This is a genomic window from Enterocloster clostridioformis, assembly GCF_020297485.1.
Classification (GTDB): domain Bacteria; phylum Bacillota; class Clostridia; order Lachnospirales; family Lachnospiraceae; genus Enterocloster; species Enterocloster clostridioformis.
Genome location: NZ_JAIWZC010000001.1, coordinates 2,049,507 through 2,072,390 on the forward strand (window position 1 = coordinate 2,049,507; position 22,884 = coordinate 2,072,390).

Sequence of the window (22,884 nt, forward strand, 5' to 3'; positions counted from 1 at the left end):
AGTTACATTTCAAAAAGAGGTGGTGGACGAGTAAAAAAATAAGATATATAGTTGTTGAGTTTAGAAATCCATGATAACATAAGCATAGCAGTTCTTAAAGTTATGAAGTTGTTTGGTGTGGTAACTTAACAATACATCATAAATTTAAAAACTGCTATTTTTTATAAAAAAAGTGGTGGTTTTATGTACCTTGGGCTAGCCGTCGCACTAGCGACTTGGTACAATAAATAATATATCCCAACCCAGCGCCGTCCGCGTTTATTTTGCCGCAGCGCATACTACTATATTTTCAAAAGGAGTGTTTTCCATGAATAAAAATACCATCAGTTCTAATGCCAGAAGTTTAATTGGCATTGCAGTCATGGCCGTGTTGTCCTTAGCGGTAATTGCTGTATCAGACCCTTTGTATAAGGCCTTACGGGGACCTGTTACCACGGCCAGCCCCGAAGCGCCTCTGGCCGACGGAATCTATACCTATGAAGCTCCGGAACCAGACTCAAACGGTTTTCGGGACAGAACCACCCTGACAGTATCCGATGGTATCATCGTATCCTGTATCTGGGATTCCTTTAACAGTGACGGGGAAAGCAAACAGAAGCTTTCCATGGAAGGCCAGTATATCATGACGCCGGACGGGCCTGTATGGAAAGCCCAATCAGACAGCGTCTGCCGTTACCTGATAGAGCACCAGCGTCTGGCCGGGCTGGCCGGTGACGACGGTTACACCACTGACGCCGTGGCCTCAGTCAGCATCAACGTATATCCATTTATAAACGGAGTGGAGGAATGCCTGCGTCAGGCGGAAATCAAATGAACATGTTACAGAAGCGAGACATGATTCTGGCTGCGGCAATACTGTTGATGGCGGCTGCTGCCTTTGGCATCAGCCACTATATCCGCCGCGCACCGGCAGCCATTGCCCAGGTGTCTGTGGACGGAACCGTAGTGGAAACACTGGATCTCAGCAAAGATACGGAGATAACGATTACCTCCCCTAACGGCGGCACCAACCACCTGATTGTAAAGGACGGTGAAATTTGGTGCAGTGAGGCCAGCTGCCCTGATAAGGTCTGTGTCCACCAGGGGAAAAAGCATTTAAACAGCGACACCATTGTGTGCCTTCCCAATCAGATGATTGTAACCATAACAGGCGGGGAATGATTTCCCCGCCTATTGTATTTATTCATTGTTATGCCCCGGAGCGTGTTTGAACATTGCTTTCTGACACGCGCTAAAACTTCTTAGCCTTGCCCACTCCGGCCAGAGCTGTCTTGATATCCTCAAAGCTCATTCCGCCCACGGCATCAATGGTGGCAACCACGGCGCCCTCCACCAGAGGACAATCCACCATCTCAACCTTCTTTTCCCCGAACATCTCAATGACCATCTCCGTGGTCATGACAGCGCTTCCCAAATCCACCAGGACAAGAACCCCGTCATCGGAATATACGGACTCAATGGCCGCCTGTATCTTCTCAAAGCTGGTTCCAAAGCCTCCGTCGTCCATGCCTCCGGCCGGCGCTATTCTTGCGCTTGGCGCCATGATGGAGGTCAGCTCCACCACACTTTTTGCCAGATTTTCACTGTGGGACACAATCACAAATCCTACCATATGTACTACTGCTCCTTTCAGCCGGACACGGTATCTCTATGCCCATATTTGTATCCGGTTTCTGTCTCTATACCAACCCCGCAATGACTTCCAGCATATAGGAATAAGAGGTGGCTCCCGGATCCTGATGTCCCAGTCCTCTTTCTCCCACATAGCTGGCCCGGCCCTTGGTCGCTACCAGATCCTTGGTGTGCTCTGCGCCGGCCCAGGCTGCCCTGACTCCTGCCTCCAGCACCTCCCCGGCGCTCTTTCCCTCTGCCGCCGCATCCTTCATGGCCTTCAGGGAAGGTACCATGGCATCCAGCATGGTGGCTTCCTCCACAGTGGCCTTACCTCTCTGCTCCACTGCCTGTACAACCGTATCCATCATGGACAGGAAATCATCCATATCCATCTCTTCCTTTCCTGCCAGGGCCATGCCCGCCTTCATATAGGCTGAACCGTACAGGGGGCCGGAAGCGCCTCCCACAGTGGATACCAATGTCATGCCCACTGTTTTCAGAATGGTCCCTATATCCTTTCCCTCCAGGTCAGGAAGCTTTCCCTCCACCGCTGCAAATCCCCGCGCCATATTTATGCCATGGTCACTGTCTCCAATCGGCTGGTCCAGCTCTGTGAGATACTCCTTCTCGGCCTCCATTTTCAGACCGATTGCCTTGATGATTTCCAATACCTTTTTACTGTCTGCCATGATGACCCACCTTTCATTTCAATTTATTTTTATGACCTCAGAAATGCCTGTTACTTCCAGGCCGGCGTATCCGCCGGAGCATCCAAAAGCTCCCTCAGCTGGTCATCCAGCCTCAGAAGCGAGATGGAGAATCCCTGCATCTCAATGGAAGTCATGTACTCTCCCACAAAGGTCTTATAAACCCTGATTCCCTTTTCAGCCAGAACATCTGAAACCCTGTTATTGATGATAAAGAGCTCCATGAGAGGCGTTGCGCCTGCTCCGTTGATCATCACGGCCACCTCGCTGCCCTCATAGTCAATGTCTCCCAAAATCTGCGCCAGAAGCATATCCGCCACCTGATCCGCAGTCTTCATGGACTCCCTGTGGGTTCCCGGCTCTCCATGGATTCCGATTCCCACTTCCATCTCATCATCTGACAGCTCAAATCCCGGCTTGCCTGCTGCGGGAACCGTACATGGCGCAATGGCCGCACCCATGGTCCGCACGTTGTCGATTACCTTTTGCGCAACCGCATGGACCTCGTCCAGGGAAGCGCCTGTCTCTGCCATGGCGCCTGCGATCTTATGTACAAACACGGTTCCGGCCACACCTCTGCGTCCCACGGTGTACAGACTATCCTTCACCGCCACGTCGTCATTGGTCACCACATACTTCACGGTGATGCCTTCCATCCCGGCCATCTCAGCGGCCATCTCAAAATTCATCACATCGCCGGTATAGTTCTTGACTACCATGAGCACGCCTGCATCCGTGGCAATGGCCTTGATTCCCTCATAAATCTGGTCCGGGGTAGGCGATGTGAACACTGCGCCGGCCACAGCCGCGTCCAGCATACCGCATCCCACATATCCGCCGTGAGCCGGTTCATGCCCGCTTCCTCCTCCGCTGATCAGGGCCACCTTACCTTCCTTCTTATTGGCTCTGACCACCACATTGCCGCAGTCCAGCTTTCTCAGATAACCCGGATACGCCTTAACCATACCCTGTATCATCTGCTCCTCTACCAGCGCCACATCGTTGATAAATTTCTTCATATTGCGTAAACCCCCTTCTATTTAATAGGCTGCACCAAATACGGGCAGCGGTTTCCCCTTTGGTTCATAAACCACGTAAAGCAGGGGCCGCCCTTTGGGGATGCGGACGGATTCATACCCGTCCGCATCCCCTCCTGTAAGCCTCTGCTCTCCGTTCTTCCCGTTACTCGCCCAGACAGTTCATGTCGTTAAGTCCGCAGGTTTTGTCCTCTTCCTCCTCAACACAGTTCATGTCGTTAAGTCCGCAGGTCTTATCCTCTTCCCCTTCCAGGCAGTTCATGTCATTGAGTCCGCAGGTCTTATCCTCTTCCTCTGTAATTCCGTTCATGTTATTGATGTCCAGTTTCTTCTCCATTTAGAGCCCTCCTTCTTCTTCGGACAACGCCCCATTCTGCCGGTCCGCCATCCATCAAACTACAGTAAGCCGGCGGCCGCCTTATGGCAGCTGCCGACTGACCGGCGCACCCCTGCTGGTTCGGAAGGAAACCATATTTCTGTCCCATCTCCAGCAGGAACGCACGACTATAGTACTTCCTTGGTGGCCACTATATCAACTCCCGTGCCGGCCACGTCTGCCACGATCACATCTCCAATGTGGATGGGAGCCTTGACGGTTACGCCCTTTAAGGCCTTTACACACTGGAATATCTTATCCTTGGGTATATCTTCCCTGGTCTTGACAGATACCATATCAGCCCGTCCGCCTGCCACCCTCACAGTGGAGGTGACGATTCGGGTCGGGTTGGTCACTTCCTTGCGCGCATATGTCTCGCCCTTTTTGCATGTGTATCCTGTGATGGCCTTGATTTCCCCGTTTTCCAGTTCAACGGTCAGAGGACACCCCATAGGACAACCGATACAGATAAGTTCTCTCTTTTCCATGGTCTATGCCTCCTCTACCTTTATTGTAATCTTCTTAAGACCGGGATGCAACATCAATTTTTCCTTCTGGAGCTTTATCTCCTCCATCTCTCCCGGCGCCATAACAGGACGTTTCCTGTGCATTACCTGCTCACCATCAAAGTATACGCCGATATAGCAGTTTTTATAAACATTTCCAACACGGAAACGTACGATTTGGGTATCCTCCATGCGGTCCGGATGGATGGTGCAGGGCACCGTATAGCGTACCCCGTCCACGGCGCTTAACTCAATCTCCTGTCCTGTCCCGGAGCGCCTGCCGTCCTTCACATATCTGGCTGCGTTCTTACCTGCCGCCGCTGCCTCCTCTGATACGAAATCCACTAAATCATGAACGTGGAGCACGTTGCCGCAGGCAAATACGCCTTCGATATTGGTTTCCAGGCTTTCGTTCACCACAGGCCCTGATGTGACGCGGTTCATTTCCACGCCCATCCCGTTAGACAGCTCATTTTCAGGAATCAGTCCCACTGAGAGAAGCAGGGTGTCACAGGTATAATCCTCCTCTGTTCCCGGTATAGGCTTACCCTTGCCATCCACAGCAGCCAGGGTGATTCCCTCCAGCCGCTCCTTTCCCCGTATATCAACCACGGTATGGCTCAGCTTCAGCGGTATGCCGTAATCATCCAGACACTGAACGATATTACGTTTCAGTCCTCCGGAATAAGGCATCAGCTCCGCCACCACCTTCACCCTGGCTCCCTCTAATGTCATACGCCTGGCCATGATAAGGCCGATGTCTCCGGAGCCCAGGATAACCACTTCCCGTCCGGGCATGAAGCCCTCCATGTTCACCAGACGCTGGGCCGTACCCGCGCAGTAGATGCCCGCCGGCCGGTAGCCAGGTATGTTAAGCGCCCCTCTGGAACGCTCCCTGCATCCCATGGCCAGTATGACAGCCCTGGCCTGTATCTCAAACAGTCCCTCTTCCCTGTTCATGGCCGTGACCACCTTGTCATGGCTGATATCCATGACCATGGTGTTTAACTTATATTCAATATTCCTCTCATACACCTGTTCCTCAAACCTGGCAGCGTACTCCGGGCCTGTCAGCTCCTCCTTGAATGTATGGAGGCCGAATCCATTGTGGATGCACTGGTTTAATATGCCTCCAAGTTCCTTATCGCGTTCCAGGATCAGGATGCTCTCTATCCCGTTATCCCTGGCCGCTACAGCTGCAGCAAGACCCGCAGGACCGCCGCCGATTATGACAATATCATATTCCCTCATCTTGCGCGCGCCCCTTTCTATATTCTGTCCTTATTGGTTCCCGCTACAAGCTTCGAATCCCCGCCGGCCTTTGTAATCTCCGTCATGGGAAGTCCCAGCTCACGGTGAAGCAGTTCCATGGATCTGGGGGTGCAGAACCCCGCCTGGCAGCGGCCCATTCCCGCCCTGGTCCTGCGCTTGATGCCGTCCAGGGAACGCGCTCCCAGGGGCCTGTGGATGGCGTCCAGGATTTCTCCCTCCGTGACCATCTCGCAGCGGCAGATGATATTTCCGTAAGCAGGATTCTGCTTAATCAGCTCTGCCTGCTCCTCTTTTGTAAGTGTATCCGGGTCCAGAATCCCCTTCCGGCTGCCGTTAAACTGCGGATTTGGCTCCAGCCCCAGCTTTTCCTTAAGGATTCCGGCCACCATCCTTCCAATGGCAGGACAGCTGGTAAGGCCAGGCGACTCGATTCCCGCACAGTCTACGAATCCGGGCGCGTCCTCCAGCTCCTTTATGATAAACTCATGGTGATCCTCATGGGCCCTGAGTCCCGCAAAGGATGTGATGACCTGGCGCATGGGCAGGTCCTTTACGTTCATCCCTGCTTTTGCAATCAATTCGTCCAGTCCCTCCCTGGTGGTGGCCGTGGCCTCCTTATCCTCAATATCAATGGCAGTTGGCCCCACAATCAGGTTGCCATGGACCGTAGGGGATACCAGAACACCTTTTCCATACTTACCCGGAAGAGCAAATATGGTGCGGCTCACATGATTTCCGGCGCTCTTATCCAACAGGCAGTAATCTCCCCTTCTGGGGGTTATGTGTATCTTTGTCCCGCTGACCATGTTGTGGAACTTATCGGCATGGACTCCTGCCGCGTTGACCACATAGCGGGTCTCATACACGCCCTGATTTGTTTCCAGAGCCCATCCGCCCTCTATCCTGCGGATATCCGTCACCTCAGTGTTAAATTTAAAGTCCACGCCGTTGGTATAGGCATTTTCCGCCAGCGCAATGTTCAGATTAAAGGGACATACGATGCCTGCCGTAGGTGCATAGAGAACGCCCGCCACCTCATCTGCCAGATTGGGCTCCATTTCCTTTATTCTCGCCTTATCCGTGATGATTTCCAAATCCTTTACACCGTTCTTAACCCCCCGCTCATACAGAGTTCTCAGGTCCGGCAGAGACTCCTCATCCAGACATACCACAAAGGATCCGCAGGGATTAAAGGGAAAATCCAGCTCCCTTGCCAGTTCAGGCATAATCTGGTTTCCTTCCACATTCAGCCTGGCCATAAGCGAGCCTTCCGCCGCGTCGTATCCGGCATGGACAATGGCACTGTTGGCCTTGGAAGTGCCGCAGCACACATCCTCCTCCCGCTCCAGGACACAGGCATTCACCTTATACCGTGACAGCTCCCTGGCAGATGCAGCGCCGGACACGCCGGCCCCGATTATTATTACGTCATACATATGTTTTGTTCCCTTCCTTCTTTTTTTGTGAAAATGCCGAATCCTCCCGGCATCTTCCTGCCGCCGCCCTCACCGGGCCGGCCTTTTATTTTAAATCCGCCGGCCTGGTCTTAAAGCAGCCAGCCCGGGCGGCCAACATTCAGCCCCGAAGGGTTTAAAAAGCGGAGCAAACAAGGCGTGTTTCCACACCCATTTGCTCCGCTCTGTTCTCACGCAATCAATATTCAGTTCATACTATATGTTACATCCACGGAATCGCCTGATACAGTAACACCGCCGCTACCGCGCCCACAACCGGTCCGATGATGACAACCGGCGCATAGCCCCAGTTGGAATCACCTTTGCCCTTAATCGGCAGAACAGCATGTGCAAGACGTGGTCCCAGGTCACGTGCCGGATTGATGGCATAACCGGTCAGACCGCCCAGAGACATACCGATTGATACGATGATTCCGAATACAAGCAGTTTATCTACGCCAGGAGCAATGCCGGTTACCTGGCCAATGCCTTTGATTGCAAATACAAGTACAAATGTACCCACTGCCTCGCTTAAAATGTTGCGTCCCATGTTAGGAACGGATGGTCCTGTACAGAAGGTTCCCAGCTTGGTTGCCGCTGACTCGGTTGCGTCATACTGGTCTTTGAACAGAAGGTACACAATGACAGCGCCCACAAAAGCACCTGCGAACTGTGCAACAATGTATCCGGGAACAAGTCCCCATGCCATGCTTCCATCCACTGCCAGGGCAATGGTCAGTGCCGGATTGAAATGCGCGCCGGATGCTGCGCCGAAGATGAACGCGGGCAGCATAACCGCAAGGCCCCATGCAAAGGTAATCTGGATGGAGCCAGCCCCCTTCATGCCTGACTTATTGAGCGTCACGTTTGCTACAACGCCGTCACCTAAGATGATCAGTATCATGGTCCCCAAAAACTCTGCAATATATGGCAACATATAATAACCCCCTTATCTGTATGGCATGGCCCCGGCCCCTGTGCCAAAGGGGCGCCGGATGCCGGGCAGCCATGCTGAATCACATTGTTTCATACCCATATCTGATTAATCTTCTTTTGCCCATCCATAAGAGCATTTCACGGCCTTGTTCCAGCCGGTCACCATCTCAGTCCTCTTCTCCTCTGAAATCTCCGGAGTAAAGGTGCGGTCGATGGCCCAGTTCTTGATAACTTCTTCCTTGTCAGCCCAGTATCCAACCGCCAGACCTGCCAGATAGGCAGCGCCCATGGCTGTGGTCTCCACGCACTGGGGACGGTTCACCGGAGCATTGATAATATCTGCCTGGGTCTGCATCAGATAGTTGTTTGCGCTTGCTCCGCCGTCCACCTTAAGGGCTGCCAGCTCTATGCCGGAATCCGCCTTCATGGCCTGGAGCACATCATTGGTCTGATAGCACAGGGAATCCAGTGTGGCACGGATAATGTGGTATTTGTTGACACCGCGGGTAATGCCCACGATAGTGCCTCTGGCGTACTGATCCCAGTGCGGCGCTCCCAGTCCGGTAAACGCGGGAACCACATAACAGCCGTTGGTGTCCTTTACCTTCTTAGCCATGTACTCGGAATCCGGCGAGGAATCTATCATCCTCATCTCGTCCCTCAGCCACTGGATGGCGGCGCCGGCAACGAAGATAGAACCTTCCAGAGCGTAATTCACTTTGCCGTCCAGGCCCCAGGCAATAGTGGTAACCAGGCCGTTCTTGGAGAACACCGGCTTCTCGCCTGTGTTCATCAGCATGAAGCAGCCGGTTCCGTATGTATTCTTTGCCTCGCCCGCATTGAAACAGGTCTGGCCGAAAAGAGCTGCCTGCTGGTCGCCTGCCGCCCCTCCGATGGGGATTGGGCCGCCAAAGAACTGCGGGTCGGATTCACCGTATACGAAACTGGATGGTTTTGCTTCCGGAAGCATGCACTTCGGAATGTTTAACTCGGCCAGAATCTCATCATCCCACTGCAGTGTGTTAATGTTGAACAGCATGGTGCGTGATGCGTTGGAATAATCGGTTACATGTACTCTGCCCTTGGTCAGCTTCCAGATCAGCCATGTCTCCACGGTTCCGAACAGCAGCTCCCCTTTTTCTGCGCGTTCCCTGACTCCCTCCACATTTTCAAGTATCCATCTCAGCTTTGTTCCTGAGAAATAAGCGTCAATCACAAGTCCTGTCTTGGCACGGAAGGTATCGACCAATCCTTTCTCCTTCAGTGTATCGCAGTACTCGGAGGTCCTGCGGCACTGCCACACGATTGCATGGTATACGGGCTCCCCAGTCTCCTTATCCCAAACAATGGTGGTCTCACGCTGGTTAGTGATGCCGATGGCCGCGAGATCCTCTGCGGTAGCCCCGATTTTGGACATAGCCTCCACTGCAACGCCTAACTGTGTGGACCAGATTTCATTGGCATCGTGCTCTACCCAACCTGGCTTCGGGAAGTACTGTGTAAATTCCTTCTGAGCAACACTGCACATTTCCCCCTTTTCATTGAACAGGATACACCTGTTGCTTGTCGTACCCGAATCCAGTGCCATTACATACTTTGCCATAAAAAACCCTCCTTCTTGTTGTTCTGATACATACCATATGTATCATTTATACATAAACCCATTCTCCTTCCCCAGGAGAGCGGACTTAAGCTTCGATATTTACATCAGCCATACCTTCTGATTCGTTGTCGATACGGATATGGCCCCGGCTGACAGGGCTGCCATCACATCTTCCTTGTCTGATATAAGTCCCCCCGCTATAACAGGCACCTTCACCAGCCTGCACACCCTGCGTATCACCTTGGGCATGAGTCCCGGGAGTATCTCTATGATGTCGGGCCTGGCCACGCTCATCTGTTTCTCGATGTTTTCAAATGCCATGGAATCCAGTACAAAAACCCTCAGCGTGGTATACAGGGACAGCTCCCTTGCCCGCTTTATCAGGGCCGGCTTTGTTGAAATGATTCCGTCCGCGCTGGTATTATTCCTGATAAAATCCACCGCAACCTCTTTGCTGCTGAGTCCTGTTATCAGATCAATATGCACCATGGCTACTTTATCTGACTCTTTAATCTGTCCCACGATTGCGCTGATATTACAGATATCCCCAAAGAGGATGAACACCACCTTAATCTCATCCCTTTTGCAGCAGGCGTCAAGACCTTCCATGTCCTTTACCGCCGCTATGACCGGATTAGTTTCAATCAGGTCATATAATTTCTGATTCATCGGTATCCCCCCTCACTTAATTTCACCACTAAAAAGAGCATAGTTCTAAATCAACATTTCTGTCGTTTCACTATGCTCTCATCATCTCAGCAACTTTATTCGTCTGTCTTCATCTGTTTCCAATATAGCACATTGCACATACAAATTCAATAGAAGAATTTCTTTTCTCGCATAATGTACAATTTTAAATCAATTTTAGCACTTTTTTTATTGATATTTAACAGCTTTTAACACTGTTTTACTATTTTTTAGTTATTATTTTAACAAAGTGACGATTTCATCCATGGTCTTGCTCCCCATCACAATCCTGCTGTCATTTATGATCATCATAGGCACCCGCTTAATATCATACTGGGCCACCAGGTCATCGTAAAGGGCCGCGTCAATCATCTCGGCCTCAATATTCGGATTCAGGATGGCAATCTGCTGGCAGGCTGTCACTACCAAAGGGCAGTGATGGCACGCAAGGGACACGCATATCTTGATATTCGCCTTCTTATCCAGCCGTTCTATCTTCTTTCTGGTACCCTTTGGCACCTCCTGTCCCGGCCCTGCCAGGTTATAGACAGCCAGCACAAAGGAGTTAATTTCCCTGCCTCCGGGCACTCCGTGAAAAGCAGCGCGCCCATAGGCCCCGTCCTTATACAGCCCGGTTACAGGCAGCCACGCCGTATTCAGTTCCGGCACCTGGTCCGCCTCGTCCGGCCCGTATAACTCCAGCTCCAGGTTAGGGCTTACAGAGACGATTGCCCTCAGAAAGGAGGCCATCTCCCTGTCCTTTTCCCCGGACAGGTCCGCCACAGCCCTGATTGTCACTTTTTTCTCCATCCTGCCGAAAATACCGGCCAGCTGGTCCTTAAGCCCCTGGTCCACCAGACTGCTTTCTCCCGGAATCGTATTTAAATCAATCGTAACCTCCACCTCCCTACAGCATTCCCACCAAATCCAGGCTGGGTGTCAGCGTCTCTTCTCCCGGCTTCCACTTTGCGGGACACACCTGGTCTCCATGTTCCTCCACGAACCGGGCGGCCTGAACCTTGCGCAGCAGCTCCTGGGCATTCCGGCCGATTCCCATGTCATGAATCTCATATGCCTTAATCCTGCCTTCCGGATTCAGGATAAAGGTTCCCCGAAATGCCTGGCCTTCCTCCTCATCCAGCACGCCGAACTCTCTGGCCAGCTTCCCGGCCGGGTCTCCCAGCATGGGATACTGTATCTTTTTGATGGTATCCGAGGCATCCGCCCATGCCTTATGGACAAAATGGGTATCCTCCGACACCGAGTAAATTTCACACCCGGCTTCCTTAAATTCCTCATAAAAATCAGCCAGATCCCCTAACTCCGTAGGGCACACAAAGGTAAAATCAGCCGGGTAGAAAAAAAATACAGACCAGTGCCCCAGTGTATCCTCCCTGGTCACATCCATGAACTTCCCCTGATAAAACGCCTGTACCTTAAATTCCCCGATGGTCCTGTTAATCAGATTCCCCATAAAAATGCTCCTTTCTCCAATTGTTAAGACAACAATTCCTGTTTTCCCGCAAATAAACTGACTTTTCTGATATCAGTTTGATTGTAGCACAAGTTTTTGTAGAGGACAAGGGGGGATAAGGATGGGATGGATATGGGGAGGCACCGCGGCGGCCGCTAAAACCGCTCCTGTCAGCGCCCCCTGCGCATCTGCCGCACCAGCTTTTTTGTTTCTCTGTCCACGCGGAAGGATTCTGTGATTTTCTGGAGTGCTTTATTGTAGGTCCAGTCGTCCAGGCTGCTTTGCTTCAGGTATTCCATTACCTGGTCCGGGAATTTGACGAAATAGACAGAGAGGGCCCAGGCCACGGCCATTTTGGCATAGTAGCCTGTATGATGGACGCCGTCCAGCAGTTTTAGGGCATGTTCCAGATAGGCCCGGTCTGTGTAATGAGATAACAGCATGACGGTTCCAAAGCGCAGGCCGTATTCCCCGCCGGATTGGAAATAAGGCTGGATGAACTGCCAGACCTCCTCTTTGTAACGGCCGGTAATCTTAAGGGAGCCGCAGAATATATCGCACACTGCCCAGTTATTGATGGCCGGGACAAAAGCGGTTACGTATTCCCTGGCCGTGTCCCAGTCACGGCAGCCTCCGCAGATACACAGCCCCCAGATTATCATTTCGTCGTAGAGAACGCCGTCTGTTCCCTGGCCCTTTTCCTTCCAGGCACCTGATACCTCTTTTATGTATTCCTGCCATCCGCTCTTTTTCAGGTCTTTCGCGATGCCCCGGAGCACGGGTGTGCGCACTCCCATGATGCCGGTGATTCCCGGCAGAAGCCGGCTGTGGAATTCCCGGTACTCCGGGTCTGATGATTCTTCCAGTTTTATTCTTACGGTTTCACGTATGGTTATCTTCTCAGTCATTTTAATCTCCTGGTTTAAATGACAATGTTCCACTGAATTAAAGCGTGCTTCTGACTGGATGGAACACTAGCTTTCTGGCGCGCTTTAGATTAGAAATTCGCTGAGTACAAAGTTGCTTACATCCATTCCCCATTCGGTCAGGGATATCCAGACACCCTCGCGCTTCAAGAGTCCGTCCGCAATGAGCCTCTCTATTACAGGGCCGTATATGCCTTCGATTTTAATCCCGAACATGGATACAAAGTCTATCTCTGATATGCCTTTTGTCATGCGAAGTCCCAGGAACATGAATTCCTCCATTTGGGCTTCCCTGGTCAGTTCCTCCACAGGGCCTCTGAGAAGGGCAAGCGCTGAGGATCCGCCTTCTTCGGAAAAATCCAGATGCAGATAGGTGTCCAAATCACGTTCATTGGAGAAACGTGTTCCGTTCATGCATGAGGAGGAGCCCAGGCCCAGGCCCAGATAGGGAACTCCCCTCCAGTAGCCTGTGTTGTGCAGACACTCCCTGCCAGGCTTGGCGTAATTGGATATCTCATAACGGCCGTATCCCTGTTCAGCCAGAAAGGTCCTGGTAAAATGATATATGCGGTTCTCTGTCTCCTCGTCCGGAAGGGCGGGATAAAGGGCCGCTCTTTTTCCGGGAACGGGAGCCTGCTCCGTATGGCGGCCGCCCCGGGGGTGCAGAAAGCAGACGTCATCTGTTTTAAGGCCGGTCTCCTCCTCTTCCCTCTTTCCATAACGGTCCCAGAAGGGTGTCCCCTCCTCCACAATAAGGCTGTATGCGGATATGTGCTCCGGTTTCAGCATGGTCACCTTCCTGAGCGTATTCTTCCATCTCTCCAGCGTCTGCCCCGGAATGCTGCTCATCAGGTCCACATTCACGTTGGTGAACCCGGCCATGCGGGCGCACTGGTAGCTCTTCAGGAATTCCTCAAAGGTATGGATTCTCCCCAGGTCCTTAAGTTCCTGGTTGTCCGCGGACTGGAGGCCAATGCTCAGCCGGTTGATTCCCGCCGCGCGGTAGATATGAAGCTTGTTCTGAAGCAGGGTGCCGGGATTGACCTCAATGGTAATCTCGGCATCTGCCGCTATGTCGAAATTCCTGTTCAGAGCCTGCATGATATCCCTGATAAGACACGGTTCCATAACAGAAGGAGTGCCTCCTCCTATGAACACGGTCTTGACCTGGTATTCACGGCAGCAGGCACCCTGGACTTCTATTTCCCTGATTAGTTGTTCGGTATAAGCCTCATGGACAGACGCCAGCGCCCTGAAGGACAGGAAATCGCAGTAAAGGCATTTCCTGGCGCAAAAGGGTACATGGAGGTACAGCTCCAAGGGCTTCCTCTGTAAGTTTGTCATCTTATGATTTATCCCACCTATTTATTCGTCATCCAGCTTCAGCACACTCATGAATGCTTTCTGCGGAATCTCTACATTTCCAATCTGGCGCATCCGTTTCTTGCCCTCCTTCTGCTTCTCAAGAAGTTTTCTCTTACGGCTGATATCGCCGCCGTAGCACTTGGCCAGCACATCCTTACGGACAGCCTTCACCGTTTCCCTGGCAATGATCTTGCCTCCGATGGCTGCCTGGATCGGTATCTCAAACAGATGTCTGGGAATCTCATCCTTCAGCTTCTCGCACATCTTTCTGCCCCGTTCATAGGCGGAATCCGCGTGTACAATGAAGGAAAGGGCGTCCACCTCCTCACGGTTCACCAGGATGTCCAGCTTCACCAGGCTGGAACGCTCGTATCCCTTGAGCTCGTAGTCAAAGGAAGCGTATCCCCTGGAACGGGACTTAAGGGCATCGAAGAAATCATAGATAATTTCATTTAAGGGCAGCTCGTATTTCAGAAGGGCACGGGTGGTCTCGATGTATTCCATGCCCAGGTAATTGCCTCTGCGCTCCTGACAGAGCGTCATAATTGAACCTACAAATTCCGTGGTCACCATAATTTCCGCACTGACGATTGGCTCCTCCATGTACTCGATTTCCGTAGGATCAGGAAGGTTGGACGGATTCGTCAGCTCCATCATCTCGCCCGTGGTTTTGTGCACCCTGTATACAACGCCCGGGGCCGTTGTCACCAGGTCTAAGTTGTATTCACGCTCCAGACGCTCTTCTATGATTTCCAGGTGCAGAAGTCCCAGAAAACCGCAGCGGAATCCGAAGCCCAGGGCAATGGATGTCTCCGGTTCATAGAACAGGGAGGCATCGTTGAGCTGGAGTTTTTCCAGCGCGTCTCTTAAGTCATTGTACTTGGCTCCATCCGCCGGATAGAGGCCGCAGTATACCATGGGGGTAACCTTTTTGTAACCGGGAAGAGGTGACGCGCAGGGGTTGTCCCTGGAGGTCACCGTATCGCCCACGCGGGTATCCCGCACATTCTTGATGCTGGCCGTGATATAGCCTACCATGCCTGCCCTCAGCTCGTCGCAGGGAATGAACTGGCCCGCGCCGAAATATCCCACCTCCACTACATCCTCCTCGGATCCGGTGGCCATCATACGGATAGGGGTTCCTCTTTTTACGGTTCCCTCCATGATGCGGCAGAATATGATGACTCCCTTGTAAGAATCGTAGATGGAGTCAAAGATAAGAGCCTTTAAGGGCGCTTCCGGATCTCCCTTGGGAGCAGGTATCTTGTGGACTATGGCTTCCAGCACTTCTTCTATATTAGCACCTGTTTTTGCCGAAATGTGGGGGGCGTCGCTGGCGTCCAGACCGATGACATCCTCGATTTCCGCTGCCACCCGCTCCGGCTCCGCGCTGGGGAGGTCGATTTTATTGATAACCGGAAACACATCCAGGTCATGGTCCAGGGCCAGGTACACGTTGGCCAGGGTCTGGGCCTCGATTCCCTGGGAGGCGTCCACCACCAGTATGGCTCCGTCGCAGGCAGCCAGGCTTCGTGATACCTCGTAGTTAAAATCCACATGTCCCGGAGTGTCTATCAGGTTGAAAATATACTCGTTTCCATCCTGGGCCTTATATACGGTACGGACTGCCTGGGACTTGATGGTAATTCCCCTCTCACGTTCCAGGTCCATATTATCCAGTACCTGCTCCTGCATCTCACGGCTGGTGAGAAGTCCTGTTTTCTCAATAATACGGTCAGCCAGGGTGGACTTTCCGTGGTCAATGTGTGCTATAATGCAAAAATTGCGAATTTTACTCTGGTCAACTGTTGGCATGCTTTATCCTCTTTCTGTGGTATTTCTTCACCGGAAACTTACGTACATCCACATGGAAAACGCTTCCGTTCGCTTACTGAATTATACTATCTTTTCTATTTCCTTGCAACACCATATCCAAAAGTTCTGACAGGGGCTCCATGGCGTTTAAAGCCTCCTCATAGGTGTTTGTCTGGGCTCCCACCTCGATCAGGCTGGACTTGGGACGCAGGTGTTCATTGTACCGAAGGCCCTTAAGGTATATCTTGCGGGTAAAGCCGGGGTAATAGGCAGTGGCTCCCAGCTGCATCTGAAGGCTGAATGCCAGGTTATCCTCCCGGTATGGATTCTGCAGATACTCGATAGGCCCCTCCGGCGTCTGGCTCAGTCCGTTGAAAAACATAATCTGCGCCGTGTCCCTGCCATCCACCTGGGTGACCAGATGCAGGTTTTCCCCTACCCCGTCCCTGTGGATATCAAGCACCACCTCGATGGAGGGATTCTGCTGCAGTATATTGGTAATTCCGTCCAGTGCATAATTATATGCCTTGCTCCGGTCCAGCTGGCCGTTTTTCAAGTCATACACCGATTTGTCGTGGTATACATTGTAACCCTTGGCCTCCAGCAGCCGGGTCAGGTAGTCCCCAATACCCACCACGGTCTGTCCGGGTCCGGAATCCTTATAAGCTTCCTGGGAATGAGTGTGGTAAATAAGTATCTGCGGCTTGGAGTCGTCCCCCTTCATGGTCATGTCACGGCTCAGCAGGTCCCTGGCATTCATCAGATCACGGCCCGCCGTGGTGGAGGTGTGGACGCTGTAAAAATGTTTTATGAGGAAGTCGTAATCCATCAGCTGTTCCAACACATATGTATTGCCGGTAATGGGGCGCTCCAGTGTCCCCGTTATGGTCTCCAGGGACTGGCTGGCTCCCTGGAATCCGGACGCTCCCATAGTTCCCGCGCCGGCTGCCAGGTCCTGGCCCCGGGTACTGTCTGCTCCGGCAGCGCCCGCATCGGCAGTTCCCCCTGCGCCGGCTTCTCCTGAGGCCACGATTCCTGTTTCCTCCGGAGTCTGCTGGCCGGACTCTTCATTGCCGTACCAGGCAAGATACTGGTGTTCTTCATAAAATGTTTTTACCGCGTTGTATTTGCGGTAAGCAGGATCCGGGTCATTGACTCCCCCACTGCCTCCCCGGACATCCGGCCAAGAGCCTGACACACCGGGATCTTCTGCCGGATGGGCCTGGTTCCATATGGCTTCTACCAGCCATTGTCCGCCTGCGCATATCATATTTCTGCACTCATTCTTTGTTATGCTTCCCGCGGCCCGGCTTATATACCGGCCGCACAGGAGCATAAGCAGTATAAGGACCGTGCCGGCCAGAAACCGGCGCACGAGCCGGTCCACGCCTCCACGTCTTATTCTCATCAATTCATTCACCTGTCATCATACTATTATTATGATATGCAGGAACGCAGAGGATATTGCTTGTTTCGTAACCTTACGGAAAAACAGCCTGATGGATGCCCTCGGATATGGTAAAGCTTAACTGCTTTACAGACTGGTCAATATCCGGAGGAGTGACGTAAAGAGGACCGAATTCCGGCTCCAGCAGCTCCCGTATAAGCTGATACTGTCCGTCCGGGTCCATTTCCTCGATCCAGCTCCCCGTTCCCCTGGTACCCTCATTTTCCGCCAGCACCCTCACCAGCGCGGAGACAGTATCGTGGACAATGGCTGCCGCCCCCACTACGGTGGGAACCCCTATGGCCATCACCGGCACTCCCAGACTTTCCTTTGTCAGGCTGTGGCGGTGATTTCCAACTCCTGAGCCCGGATGGATTCCCGTATCTGTAAGCTGGATAGTGGTCCCCAGACGCCGCACGCTCCTGGCCGCCAGGGCGTCAATGGCAATAATCAGGTCAGGATGGGTTTCATGTATGATACCCTTTAAAATTTCTGCCGTCTCCATGCCGGTCTGTGCCATGACTCCGGGCGCAATGCCGCTGATGGCGGGAAGCTTCCTGTCCTTCAGGAAGGTGTTTCCATACTGTCCGTCCAGATGTCTTGTTACCTGCAGGTTATCCAGCACCCTGGGGCCCAGGGAATCCGGGGTAACGGAGTCATTTCCCAGTCCCACCACCAGGATCGAGGGCAAATCCTCCTCCCTGTACCCAATCATCTCTGCCATAAGCTTTTGTATCTGGCGGGCCAGTTCTTCCGATATCTCACTGTGGTAATCATCGTCCGCCTTGGACAGCCGGTCTGCCTCCAGGGTCAGGTAGGTCCCTCTGGGCTTTCCCATTGACTTGGCTCCCTGTTCATTCAGTATCTTTACCTCTGTCAGTTTAAGGCCGCTTTTTTGGTGATGCCATTCCTTCAGCCGGACTCCGGATACGTCTCCGCCTTCCCCCATGGAACTCTCACGCTGTTCCAGCGCCAGGTCCGTCCTCACCTGGAAGGTACTGGCCGCGGCCTCATTGACAGCGTTTACAGCTGCATTTTCCTCCATATTCATCCACCTCACATCTCGTTCTCCCATCAGTTTCTGCGATTATGGCCGGAAATATGTATGATTGGATTGTCAAATTTCTTCAAAAATTCGCCAAATATGACTTGACATTCCGGGTCAGATTAGCTAGAATACAATAGTATGTTTACATTGAACTGTCCGTGTCCAGGCTTTGATGGAAAACACAAAGATTATAATATGAAGAACGGAGGTGTATTTCATTGGCTAACATTAAATCTGCAAAGAAGAGAATCTTAGTAAACGAGACTAAGGCTGCAAGAAACAAGGCGATCAGATCCAAGGTTAAAACTGCAATCAAGAAGGTGGACGCTGCTGTTGCCGCCGGGGACAAGGCTGCTGCCCAGGCTGCACTGCTGGCTGCTACCACCGAGATTGACAAGGCTGCTACCAAGGGAGTATATCACAAGAATAATGCTTCCCGCAAGGTATCCCGCTTATCCAAGGCTGTTAATTCCATCGCTTAATTTATAGAGATATTCATTGTTAAGGAATTTCAGACACTCTTCCTTCCGGACCAACCCACCGGGAGGATTTTTTTCTTTCAATATTGCTCTGACTCCCATTTTTCATGCAGTGCATAAAATGAAGATTCCTGCCCATACTATCATCGAGGTGATAGATATGGCATCCTATGTTTCCCCGAAAATTCGGGACAAATTCGAAACCCTTTCCGTTGACCTGAAAAACTGCATCCTGGAGCGCAATGTGCACCTGGAAACATTGCAGGACCTGATTAAGGTTCTGGATGAAATCGTGAAAGAGGGAAGCTGACAGCATCTAAAGGAGGCAGAATCATGAATCGTACCATGAATCAGGATACAGCAGAAAACAGGGACTGTTCCAACGATACGGACCATGTGAAGAAGGACAAGGGCGCTTATGCAGAGCCCCTGCCGGAATCGTTCAGGCCGCGCCGTGACGGCCCTGGCGGAGAATAAGGCTTTAAGAGGGAAAAATCCCAGACAGATAAGCGGTTGCCTGCTTTTCCTGCCTGGGATTTTTCATGTTTTCTTCCGGGTACCGGCTTTACATATGGTCTAACAACTTAGGATTTGCAAAGCCATACTCAAGATAATAGTTCAAATCCAAATTGTAGAATAGGAACACACAATTCACAATAATGCCTGTCTACAAAAGTTTTTCTATAGCGCTCCATTATAGGTCTGCTTTTATCAAACAAATATCCTAATTTCTCCAATTCAGAAAAACACATTTTCCATGCGGTTTGGACTGCATCTGTTGTGTGGGGAATTAGAAAAGTTAAATATTTACCGCTCTCCAATCCTCTACACTTGATTTGATTTAGTGCAAAGTTGTGATTCGGGGTGGGGGTAATTGATGCAAACATCATAACAGCACTGACAAGGCTTTACTATTTCAGGATTATCCATAGGTATTGCATAAAAAACGGTATCCTCATCATATAAATTGTTCTCTTTTATCCATTTCTTAAAAGTATCCATCAGTTTGTAATTTTCAACGTCATACTCACCAGTTCTTCTCATATAAATAACCTTAGAGGACGGTATTCTTTCTTGCATAGTGTTAATATAGAATTTCAAAATTGTTTTCTCCAATCTTATAAAGTCATCTATATCTAAACAAATCGTAATCCCAATTAAAATGATTTTCAAGAAGTTTTTTAAATGGGCATTTGTCGCTGACTCTATTATACTATGACCGTCCTCTATGGAGGGAGATGAACGGAAACCTTCTGGACGTGAACAGTTTGCAGCCGCAAAGGGGTTCCGGGCGGCAAGTCCACAAAGTGGTAGCTGGCGGCAGCCAGCGCAGGGGAAGTGTAGTTTCCCCTGTGATGATTGGCAGGAGCCGGAACGCTTCGGGCAATCATCCGCTTTCCGCAGGAAGCCCCCGGCAGGGCGCAATACACTACCTTCAGGTGGTGAATAGTTGCGCACTCTTTCTCAAAATCTGCCCTTGCCAATTACGAGTCCAACGAGTATAAAGAAATTAATCATAGCAACCTTATTACGCTGGCAGACTTTTATGAAGTGTCACTTGATTACTTGTTCTGCCGGACAGAAAACCGAGAGCAGATAAACACACCCTTGATGGAGCTACATTTGAATGATGAAATAGTGGCACTTCTAAAGTGTGACCGTATCAACAACCGGCTGCTCTGTGAGCTTGCCACACACAAAGATTTCATCAAGTTTCTGGCTGACATTGAAATTTATGTGGACGGCATTACTACTATAACTCGATTTAAATAAGTTTACAATTTAAGCATTGGTAGTAATCTGATTTCTTGGCTTACGTGTCCGTGCTTTGGGCGCACGTTTCCCTTGGTTTTCAGGATAATAATGTAAACTTATTAAAATCGAATTATACTACCATGCAATTCAAAACCTCAATGCCCTCGTCGATACCGTCCGTCATGAAATCATTGAACGGTATCGCCCCGGCGAAGATATTCCGTATATAAAAGTCCTGCAAGCCGCCCATGTGAATGATGATGAATATTTCAGCCGCATGGTGCTAGATGATATAAACGTCATTATCCGAGATATTCGGGAAACCCACAAAAAGGACAGTGAAAGTGCGCCACAGACCACCGTTGCCGATGAGCTGAAAGAAAATTTGGAAGCAGTTGAAAATTTCAAGGGCAGCCGTCAGGAAAAACAGGCAATGCTTTACTGCAAGCAGCTTGGTATCAACTACAAAAATCTGTCAGTTGAAGAATTTCGCTAGCTGATTCGGATTCTCCAAAAATCAAAGAAGATGGGAACGCCAATCAGTCAGCGCAAGAAACGCAAATAATCGAGTAGGAGGAAGGCGATTATTTCGCCTTCCGACCTCTCACACCACCGTACGTACCGTTCGGTATACGGCGGTTCAATCAACTTAACATGTAACAGCCTTTTCGGCGTAGTAGTCTTCCATGGATACAAGACCAAACTTAGCTAGTCTCTCTTTACTGATACAAATGTGGAGATTCCAGCTTCTGCACACTCTGGCATATCCTTTGGCATATGAAATGCCATGTGCCGCATTTGGCGGCAGACCAAGTTTGATAAGATTCTTTTCCCTGTTCTTTGGCGTTTTCCAGTGTTTCCATATGCACATGCGCAGTCGATACCGAATCTGTCCGTCCATTTTTGCGCACAGCCTTTTCATGCTTCCGATTTTGAAATAATTTATCCACCCTCGGATAAGCCGGTTGAGTTTCCCAATTTTATAACCATTGCCCACTCCCCAGCTCCTGCTTGTATATTTCTTCATCTGCGCCTTGAACTTTGCTGCCGCTTTCGGGTGTGGTCTGGCTTTGTACCCTTTGGCAAATGAGTCATAGTAAAATCCAAACCCCAGATACTTAATGCCCTTTGGTTTATCAACCCTGCTCTTTTCCGCGTTCACTTTCAGTCCAAGCTTTTCCTCTATAAACCGAGCCACGCTCTTCATTACCCGCTCTGCCGCCTGTCTGCTCCCGACCATTATAATAAGGTCATCTGCATACCGGACGAAATCCAGCCTCCTTGCTTCCAGTTCTTTGTCCAGCTCATTTAACATGATATTTGCTAACAGCGGCGAGATATTTCCACCCTGCGGTGTGCCGACTACCGTATCTTCATACTCATCATCAATCATTACGCCGCTGACCAGAATCTTTCTTACCACCGATATGACATCTCCGTCCTTTATTGTCCGTCCGAAAATCGTCATCAGCTTGTCATGGTCTACTGTGTCAAAGAATTTCGCTAGGTCGATATCCACTATCCAGTTGTGTCCGTCATTCATCATTTCCAATGCTTTAAGGACTGCCTGCTGTGCACACCGCTTGGGTCTGAATCCATAGCTGTGGTCGTGAAACTGCTCCTCAAATATCGGGGTAAGCACCTGTGCCACCGCCTGCTGTACAAAGCGGTCTACTGCTGTTGGCACTCCAAGATTTCTTGTACCACCATCGGGTTTGGGTATCTCCACCCTGCGGACTGGCTTCGGCTTATACTTCCTCGTCCGCAACTGTTCCTTAATGTTTTCGCCGTTTTCCGAAAGATATGCGCCAAGTTCTTCAACGGTCATCCCGTCCACGCCTGCCGCTCCTTTATTCCTTACGACTTGCAGATACGCCGCATTTAGATTATCCCTGCTTAATATCTGCTCCATGAGACTGCTTGTGTCCATGCGTTGTTTCCTTTCTGCCCCTTTTGCCTTTGCCGCCTTTGAAGTCATCGACAGGCGTATGCTCCGGCTACGAAGTGGAACGTACTTCAACTGATTGATTGTTCAGCCCTTCGCTCCGTCCCCATTACAGGAACTTCCTCACTACTCTGGCTTCTGCTGACTTCTCACAATTCGTTGTTACTACGGCTAATGAGACCGCCTGTGAGACCTCCCCAGTTAAGGTGCGTGTTCTTTTCCTCCATGTACCTGCCGCATTTACTCGTACTTCCGGCAACCTTTTGGACTTCAGTGCCTTTTGCCACCTTATCCGTATTTCCGAGCCTTATATGCGGTTCCTGTCCGTCAGGTCAGAGGTTTGCTTACAGCTTCTTTCAGATTCCGTCTCACGGCGGACACCCTTGCTGTTCGGCTATGTGCTTCGTTGTTGCCTACGCGCACTTGGGACTTTCACCC

Annotated in this window: 26 protein-coding genes and 2 pseudogenes; 7 read left to right on the forward strand and 21 right to left on the reverse strand. The window is 51.0% G+C overall.

Going from position 1 to position 22,884, the window contains the following annotated elements:
- Window positions 1–307 precede the first annotated feature (307 nt).
- Window positions 308–814: a hypothetical protein gene (locus LA360_RS10355; RefSeq protein WP_022203102.1), complete on the forward strand. Its 507-nt coding sequence runs from the start codon at window positions 308–310 to the stop codon at window positions 812–814.
- The gene (locus tag LA360_RS10360; RefSeq protein WP_112482953.1) at window positions 811–1,161 is read left to right on the forward strand and encodes a NusG domain II-containing protein; all 351 of its coding nucleotides are present in this window, start codon (window positions 811–813) and stop codon (window positions 1,159–1,161) included. The genes LA360_RS10355 and LA360_RS10360 overlap by 4 nt, the downstream gene beginning before the upstream one ends.
- A gap of 70 nt (window positions 1,162–1,231) precedes the next feature.
- On the opposite strand, the gene dhaM is transcribed toward LA360_RS10360, so the two are convergent.
- The 17 genes from dhaM to gpr form a co-directional block, all read right to left on the reverse strand.
- Complete coding sequence (dhaM, locus tag LA360_RS10365; RefSeq protein WP_002594484.1) at window positions 1,232–1,612, reverse strand: dihydroxyacetone kinase phosphoryl donor subunit DhaM; 381 nt, start codon at window positions 1,610–1,612, stop codon at window positions 1,232–1,234.
- A gap of 67 nt (window positions 1,613–1,679) precedes the next feature.
- On the reverse strand, window positions 1,680–2,303 hold the full coding sequence (gene dhaL / locus LA360_RS10370; RefSeq protein WP_022203099.1) for a dihydroxyacetone kinase subunit DhaL: 624 nt from the start codon (window positions 2,301–2,303) through the stop codon (window positions 1,680–1,682).
- A 50-nt stretch (window positions 2,304–2,353) separates the two neighbouring features.
- A complete protein-coding gene (gene dhaK, locus LA360_RS10375; RefSeq protein WP_022203098.1) occupies window positions 2,354–3,340 on the reverse strand; it encodes a dihydroxyacetone kinase subunit DhaK in 987 nt (328 codons plus the stop codon).
- A gap of 163 nt (window positions 3,341–3,503) precedes the next feature.
- Entirely contained in the window at window positions 3,504–3,695 is a 192-nt protein-coding gene (locus LA360_RS10380; RefSeq protein WP_002569410.1) for a hypothetical protein, read from the reverse strand.
- Between the two features lie 167 nt (window positions 3,696–3,862).
- Window positions 3,863–4,222, reverse strand: coding sequence for a DUF1667 domain-containing protein (locus LA360_RS10385; RefSeq protein ID WP_022203097.1), 360 nt, complete (start codon window positions 4,220–4,222; stop codon window positions 3,863–3,865).
- A 3-nt stretch (window positions 4,223–4,225) separates the two neighbouring features.
- Window positions 4,226–5,491 (reverse strand): NAD(P)/FAD-dependent oxidoreductase, encoded by a 1,266-nt coding sequence (locus tag LA360_RS10390; RefSeq protein ID WP_002585169.1) that lies wholly within the window; start codon window positions 5,489–5,491, stop codon window positions 4,226–4,228.
- A gap of 17 nt (window positions 5,492–5,508) precedes the next feature.
- Window positions 5,509–6,948 carry an NAD(P)/FAD-dependent oxidoreductase gene (locus LA360_RS10395; protein ID WP_112482951.1) on the reverse strand — a complete coding sequence of 480 codons (1,440 nt, stop codon included), beginning with the start codon at window positions 6,946–6,948 and terminating at the stop codon, window positions 5,509–5,511.
- Window positions 6,949–7,189: 241 nt separating this feature from the next.
- Complete coding sequence (locus LA360_RS10400; RefSeq protein WP_002585171.1) at window positions 7,190–7,903, reverse strand: MIP/aquaporin family protein; 714 nt, start codon at window positions 7,901–7,903, stop codon at window positions 7,190–7,192.
- 105 nt (window positions 7,904–8,008) lie between these two features.
- The gene (glpK, locus tag LA360_RS10405; RefSeq protein WP_002585172.1) at window positions 8,009–9,505 is read right to left on the reverse strand and encodes a glycerol kinase GlpK; all 1,497 of its coding nucleotides are present in this window, start codon (window positions 9,503–9,505) and stop codon (window positions 8,009–8,011) included.
- Between the two features lie 99 nt (window positions 9,506–9,604).
- Window positions 9,605–10,174: a glycerol-3-phosphate responsive antiterminator gene (locus LA360_RS10410; protein ID WP_022203094.1), complete on the reverse strand. Its 570-nt coding sequence runs from the start codon at window positions 10,172–10,174 to the stop codon at window positions 9,605–9,607.
- Between the two features lie 255 nt (window positions 10,175–10,429).
- Window positions 10,430–11,095 carry a thioredoxin family protein gene (locus LA360_RS10415; RefSeq protein WP_022203093.1) on the reverse strand — a complete coding sequence of 222 codons (666 nt, stop codon included), beginning with the start codon at window positions 11,093–11,095 and terminating at the stop codon, window positions 10,430–10,432.
- Between the two features lie 4 nt (window positions 11,096–11,099).
- Complete coding sequence (ahpC, locus tag LA360_RS10420; RefSeq protein WP_002594486.1) at window positions 11,100–11,666, reverse strand: alkyl hydroperoxide reductase subunit C; 567 nt, start codon at window positions 11,664–11,666, stop codon at window positions 11,100–11,102.
- A gap of 170 nt (window positions 11,667–11,836) precedes the next feature.
- Window positions 11,837–12,574 (reverse strand): DNA alkylation repair protein, encoded by a 738-nt coding sequence (locus LA360_RS10425; protein ID WP_022203092.1) that lies wholly within the window; start codon window positions 12,572–12,574, stop codon window positions 11,837–11,839.
- An 84-nt stretch (window positions 12,575–12,658) separates the two neighbouring features.
- A complete protein-coding gene (locus LA360_RS10430) occupies window positions 12,659–13,936 on the reverse strand; it encodes a coproporphyrinogen-III oxidase family protein (protein ID WP_112482949.1) in 1,278 nt (425 codons plus the stop codon).
- A 21-nt stretch (window positions 13,937–13,957) separates the two neighbouring features.
- Window positions 13,958–15,772: a translation elongation factor 4 gene (gene lepA, locus LA360_RS10435; RefSeq protein WP_022203090.1), complete on the reverse strand. Its 1,815-nt coding sequence runs from the start codon at window positions 15,770–15,772 to the stop codon at window positions 13,958–13,960.
- Between the two features lie 73 nt (window positions 15,773–15,845).
- Window positions 15,846–17,180 carry a stage II sporulation protein P gene (locus tag LA360_RS10440; RefSeq protein ID WP_112482947.1) on the reverse strand — a complete coding sequence of 445 codons (1,335 nt, stop codon included), beginning with the start codon at window positions 17,178–17,180 and terminating at the stop codon, window positions 15,846–15,848.
- A 73-nt stretch (window positions 17,181–17,253) separates the two neighbouring features.
- Window positions 17,254–18,264 (reverse strand): GPR endopeptidase, encoded by a 1,011-nt coding sequence (gene gpr, locus LA360_RS10445; RefSeq protein WP_022203088.1) that lies wholly within the window; start codon window positions 18,262–18,264, stop codon window positions 17,254–17,256.
- A 221-nt stretch (window positions 18,265–18,485) separates the two neighbouring features.
- Between gpr and rpsT the strand changes: the two genes are divergently transcribed.
- Window positions 18,486–18,749: a 30S ribosomal protein S20 gene (gene rpsT, locus LA360_RS10450; RefSeq protein ID WP_002569424.1), complete on the forward strand. Its 264-nt coding sequence runs from the start codon at window positions 18,486–18,488 to the stop codon at window positions 18,747–18,749.
- A gap of 19 nt (window positions 18,750–18,768) precedes the next feature.
- Here rpsT and LA360_RS32115 read toward each other — a convergent pair whose 3' ends face one another.
- The gene (locus tag LA360_RS32115; RefSeq protein ID WP_465220487.1) at window positions 18,769–18,918 is read right to left on the reverse strand and encodes a DUF4884 domain-containing protein; all 150 of its coding nucleotides are present in this window, start codon (window positions 18,916–18,918) and stop codon (window positions 18,769–18,771) included.
- Here LA360_RS32115 and LA360_RS10455 point away from each other — a divergent pair.
- Window positions 18,907–19,056, forward strand: coding sequence for a hypothetical protein (locus tag LA360_RS10455; RefSeq protein ID WP_002569425.1), 150 nt, complete (start codon window positions 18,907–18,909; stop codon window positions 19,054–19,056). The genes LA360_RS32115 and LA360_RS10455 overlap by 12 nt on opposite strands.
- Window positions 19,057–19,079: 23 nt before the next feature.
- Window positions 19,080–19,223 carry a hypothetical protein gene (locus tag LA360_RS10460; protein ID WP_002585181.1) on the forward strand — a complete coding sequence of 48 codons (144 nt, stop codon included), beginning with the start codon at window positions 19,080–19,082 and terminating at the stop codon, window positions 19,221–19,223.
- 128 nt (window positions 19,224–19,351) lie between these two features.
- Here the strand turns inward: LA360_RS10460 and LA360_RS31870 are convergent, their stop codons facing one another.
- Window positions 19,352–19,636, reverse strand: coding sequence for a GyrI-like domain-containing protein (locus tag LA360_RS31870; RefSeq protein WP_081031239.1), 285 nt, complete (start codon window positions 19,634–19,636; stop codon window positions 19,352–19,354).
- Window positions 19,572–20,204, reverse strand: a complete 633-nt coding sequence (locus tag LA360_RS29980; RefSeq protein ID WP_160116365.1) for a GyrI-like domain-containing protein — start codon at window positions 20,202–20,204, stop codon at window positions 19,572–19,574. Before LA360_RS29980 ends, LA360_RS31870 begins: the two co-directional genes overlap by 65 nt.
- Between LA360_RS29980 and LA360_RS10470 the strand changes: the two are divergent.
- Window positions 20,193–20,501, forward strand: a pseudogene (locus tag LA360_RS10470) (helix-turn-helix domain-containing protein); the annotation flags it as partial. The gene LA360_RS29980 and the pseudogene LA360_RS10470 overlap by 12 nt on opposite strands.
- Window positions 20,502–20,646: 145 nt before the next feature.
- Window positions 20,647–21,066, forward strand: a pseudogene (locus tag LA360_RS10475) (helix-turn-helix domain-containing protein); the annotation flags it as partial.
- Window positions 21,067–21,150: 84 nt separating this feature from the next.
- Here LA360_RS10475 and ltrA read toward each other — a convergent pair.
- On the reverse strand, window positions 21,151–22,431 hold the full coding sequence (gene ltrA, locus LA360_RS10480; protein WP_002578445.1) for a group II intron reverse transcriptase/maturase: 1,281 nt from the start codon (window positions 22,429–22,431) through the stop codon (window positions 21,151–21,153).
- Between the last annotated feature and the right edge of the window lie 453 nt (window positions 22,432–22,884).

Coding starts and splice junctions, on each gene's coding strand:
- LA360_RS10395 (WP_112482951.1), bottom strand. CDS start 6,948: ATGTATGACGTAATAATAATCGGGGCCGGCGTGTCCGGCGCTGCATCT.
- LA360_RS10355 (WP_022203102.1), top strand. CDS start 308: ATGAATAAAAATACCATCAGTTCTAATGCCAGAAGTTTAATTGGCATT.
- dhaK (WP_022203098.1), bottom strand. CDS start 3,340: ATGAAGAAATTTATCAACGATGTGGCGCTGGTAGAGGAGCAGATGATA.
- LA360_RS10385 (WP_022203097.1), bottom strand. CDS start 4,222: ATGGAAAAGAGAGAACTTATCTGTATCGGTTGTCCTATGGGGTGTCCT.
- gpr (WP_022203088.1), bottom strand. CDS start 18,264: ATGGAGGAAAATGCAGCTGTAAACGCTGTCAATGAGGCCGCGGCCAGT.
- dhaM (WP_002594484.1), bottom strand. CDS start 1,612: ATGGTAGGATTTGTGATTGTGTCCCACAGTGAAAATCTGGCAAAAAGT.
- LA360_RS31870 (WP_081031239.1), bottom strand. CDS start 19,636: ATGATGTTTGCATCAATTACCCCCACCCCGAATCACAACTTTGCACTA.
- LA360_RS10410 (WP_022203094.1), bottom strand. CDS start 10,174: ATGAATCAGAAATTATATGACCTGATTGAAACTAATCCGGTCATAGCG.
- LA360_RS10380 (WP_002569410.1), bottom strand. CDS start 3,695: ATGGAGAAGAAACTGGACATCAATAACATGAACGGAATTACAGAGGAA.
- ahpC (WP_002594486.1), bottom strand. CDS start 11,666: ATGGGGAATCTGATTAACAGGACCATCGGGGAATTTAAGGTACAGGCG.
- LA360_RS10460 (WP_002585181.1), top strand. CDS start 19,080: ATGAATCGTACCATGAATCAGGATACAGCAGAAAACAGGGACTGTTCC.
- dhaL (WP_022203099.1), bottom strand. CDS start 2,303: ATGGCAGACAGTAAAAAGGTATTGGAAATCATCAAGGCAATCGGTCTG.
- LA360_RS10440 (WP_112482947.1), bottom strand. CDS start 17,180: ATGAGAATAAGACGTGGAGGCGTGGACCGGCTCGTGCGCCGGTTTCTG.
- LA360_RS10360 (WP_112482953.1), top strand. CDS start 811: ATGAACATGTTACAGAAGCGAGACATGATTCTGGCTGCGGCAATACTG.
- LA360_RS10430 (WP_112482949.1), bottom strand. CDS start 13,936: ATGACAAACTTACAGAGGAAGCCCTTGGAGCTGTACCTCCATGTACCC.
- LA360_RS10425 (WP_022203092.1), bottom strand. CDS start 12,574: ATGACTGAGAAGATAACCATACGTGAAACCGTAAGAATAAAACTGGAA.
- glpK (WP_002585172.1), bottom strand. CDS start 9,505: ATGGCAAAGTATGTAATGGCACTGGATTCGGGTACGACAAGCAACAGG.
- LA360_RS10390 (WP_002585169.1), bottom strand. CDS start 5,491: ATGAGGGAATATGATATTGTCATAATCGGCGGCGGTCCTGCGGGTCTT.
- ltrA (WP_002578445.1), bottom strand. CDS start 22,431: ATGGACACAAGCAGTCTCATGGAGCAGATATTAAGCAGGGATAATCTA.
- LA360_RS10455 (WP_002569425.1), top strand. CDS start 18,907: ATGGCATCCTATGTTTCCCCGAAAATTCGGGACAAATTCGAAACCCTT.
- lepA (WP_022203090.1), bottom strand. CDS start 15,772: ATGCCAACAGTTGACCAGAGTAAAATTCGCAATTTTTGCATTATAGCA.
- LA360_RS10400 (WP_002585171.1), bottom strand. CDS start 7,903: ATGTTGCCATATATTGCAGAGTTTTTGGGGACCATGATACTGATCATC.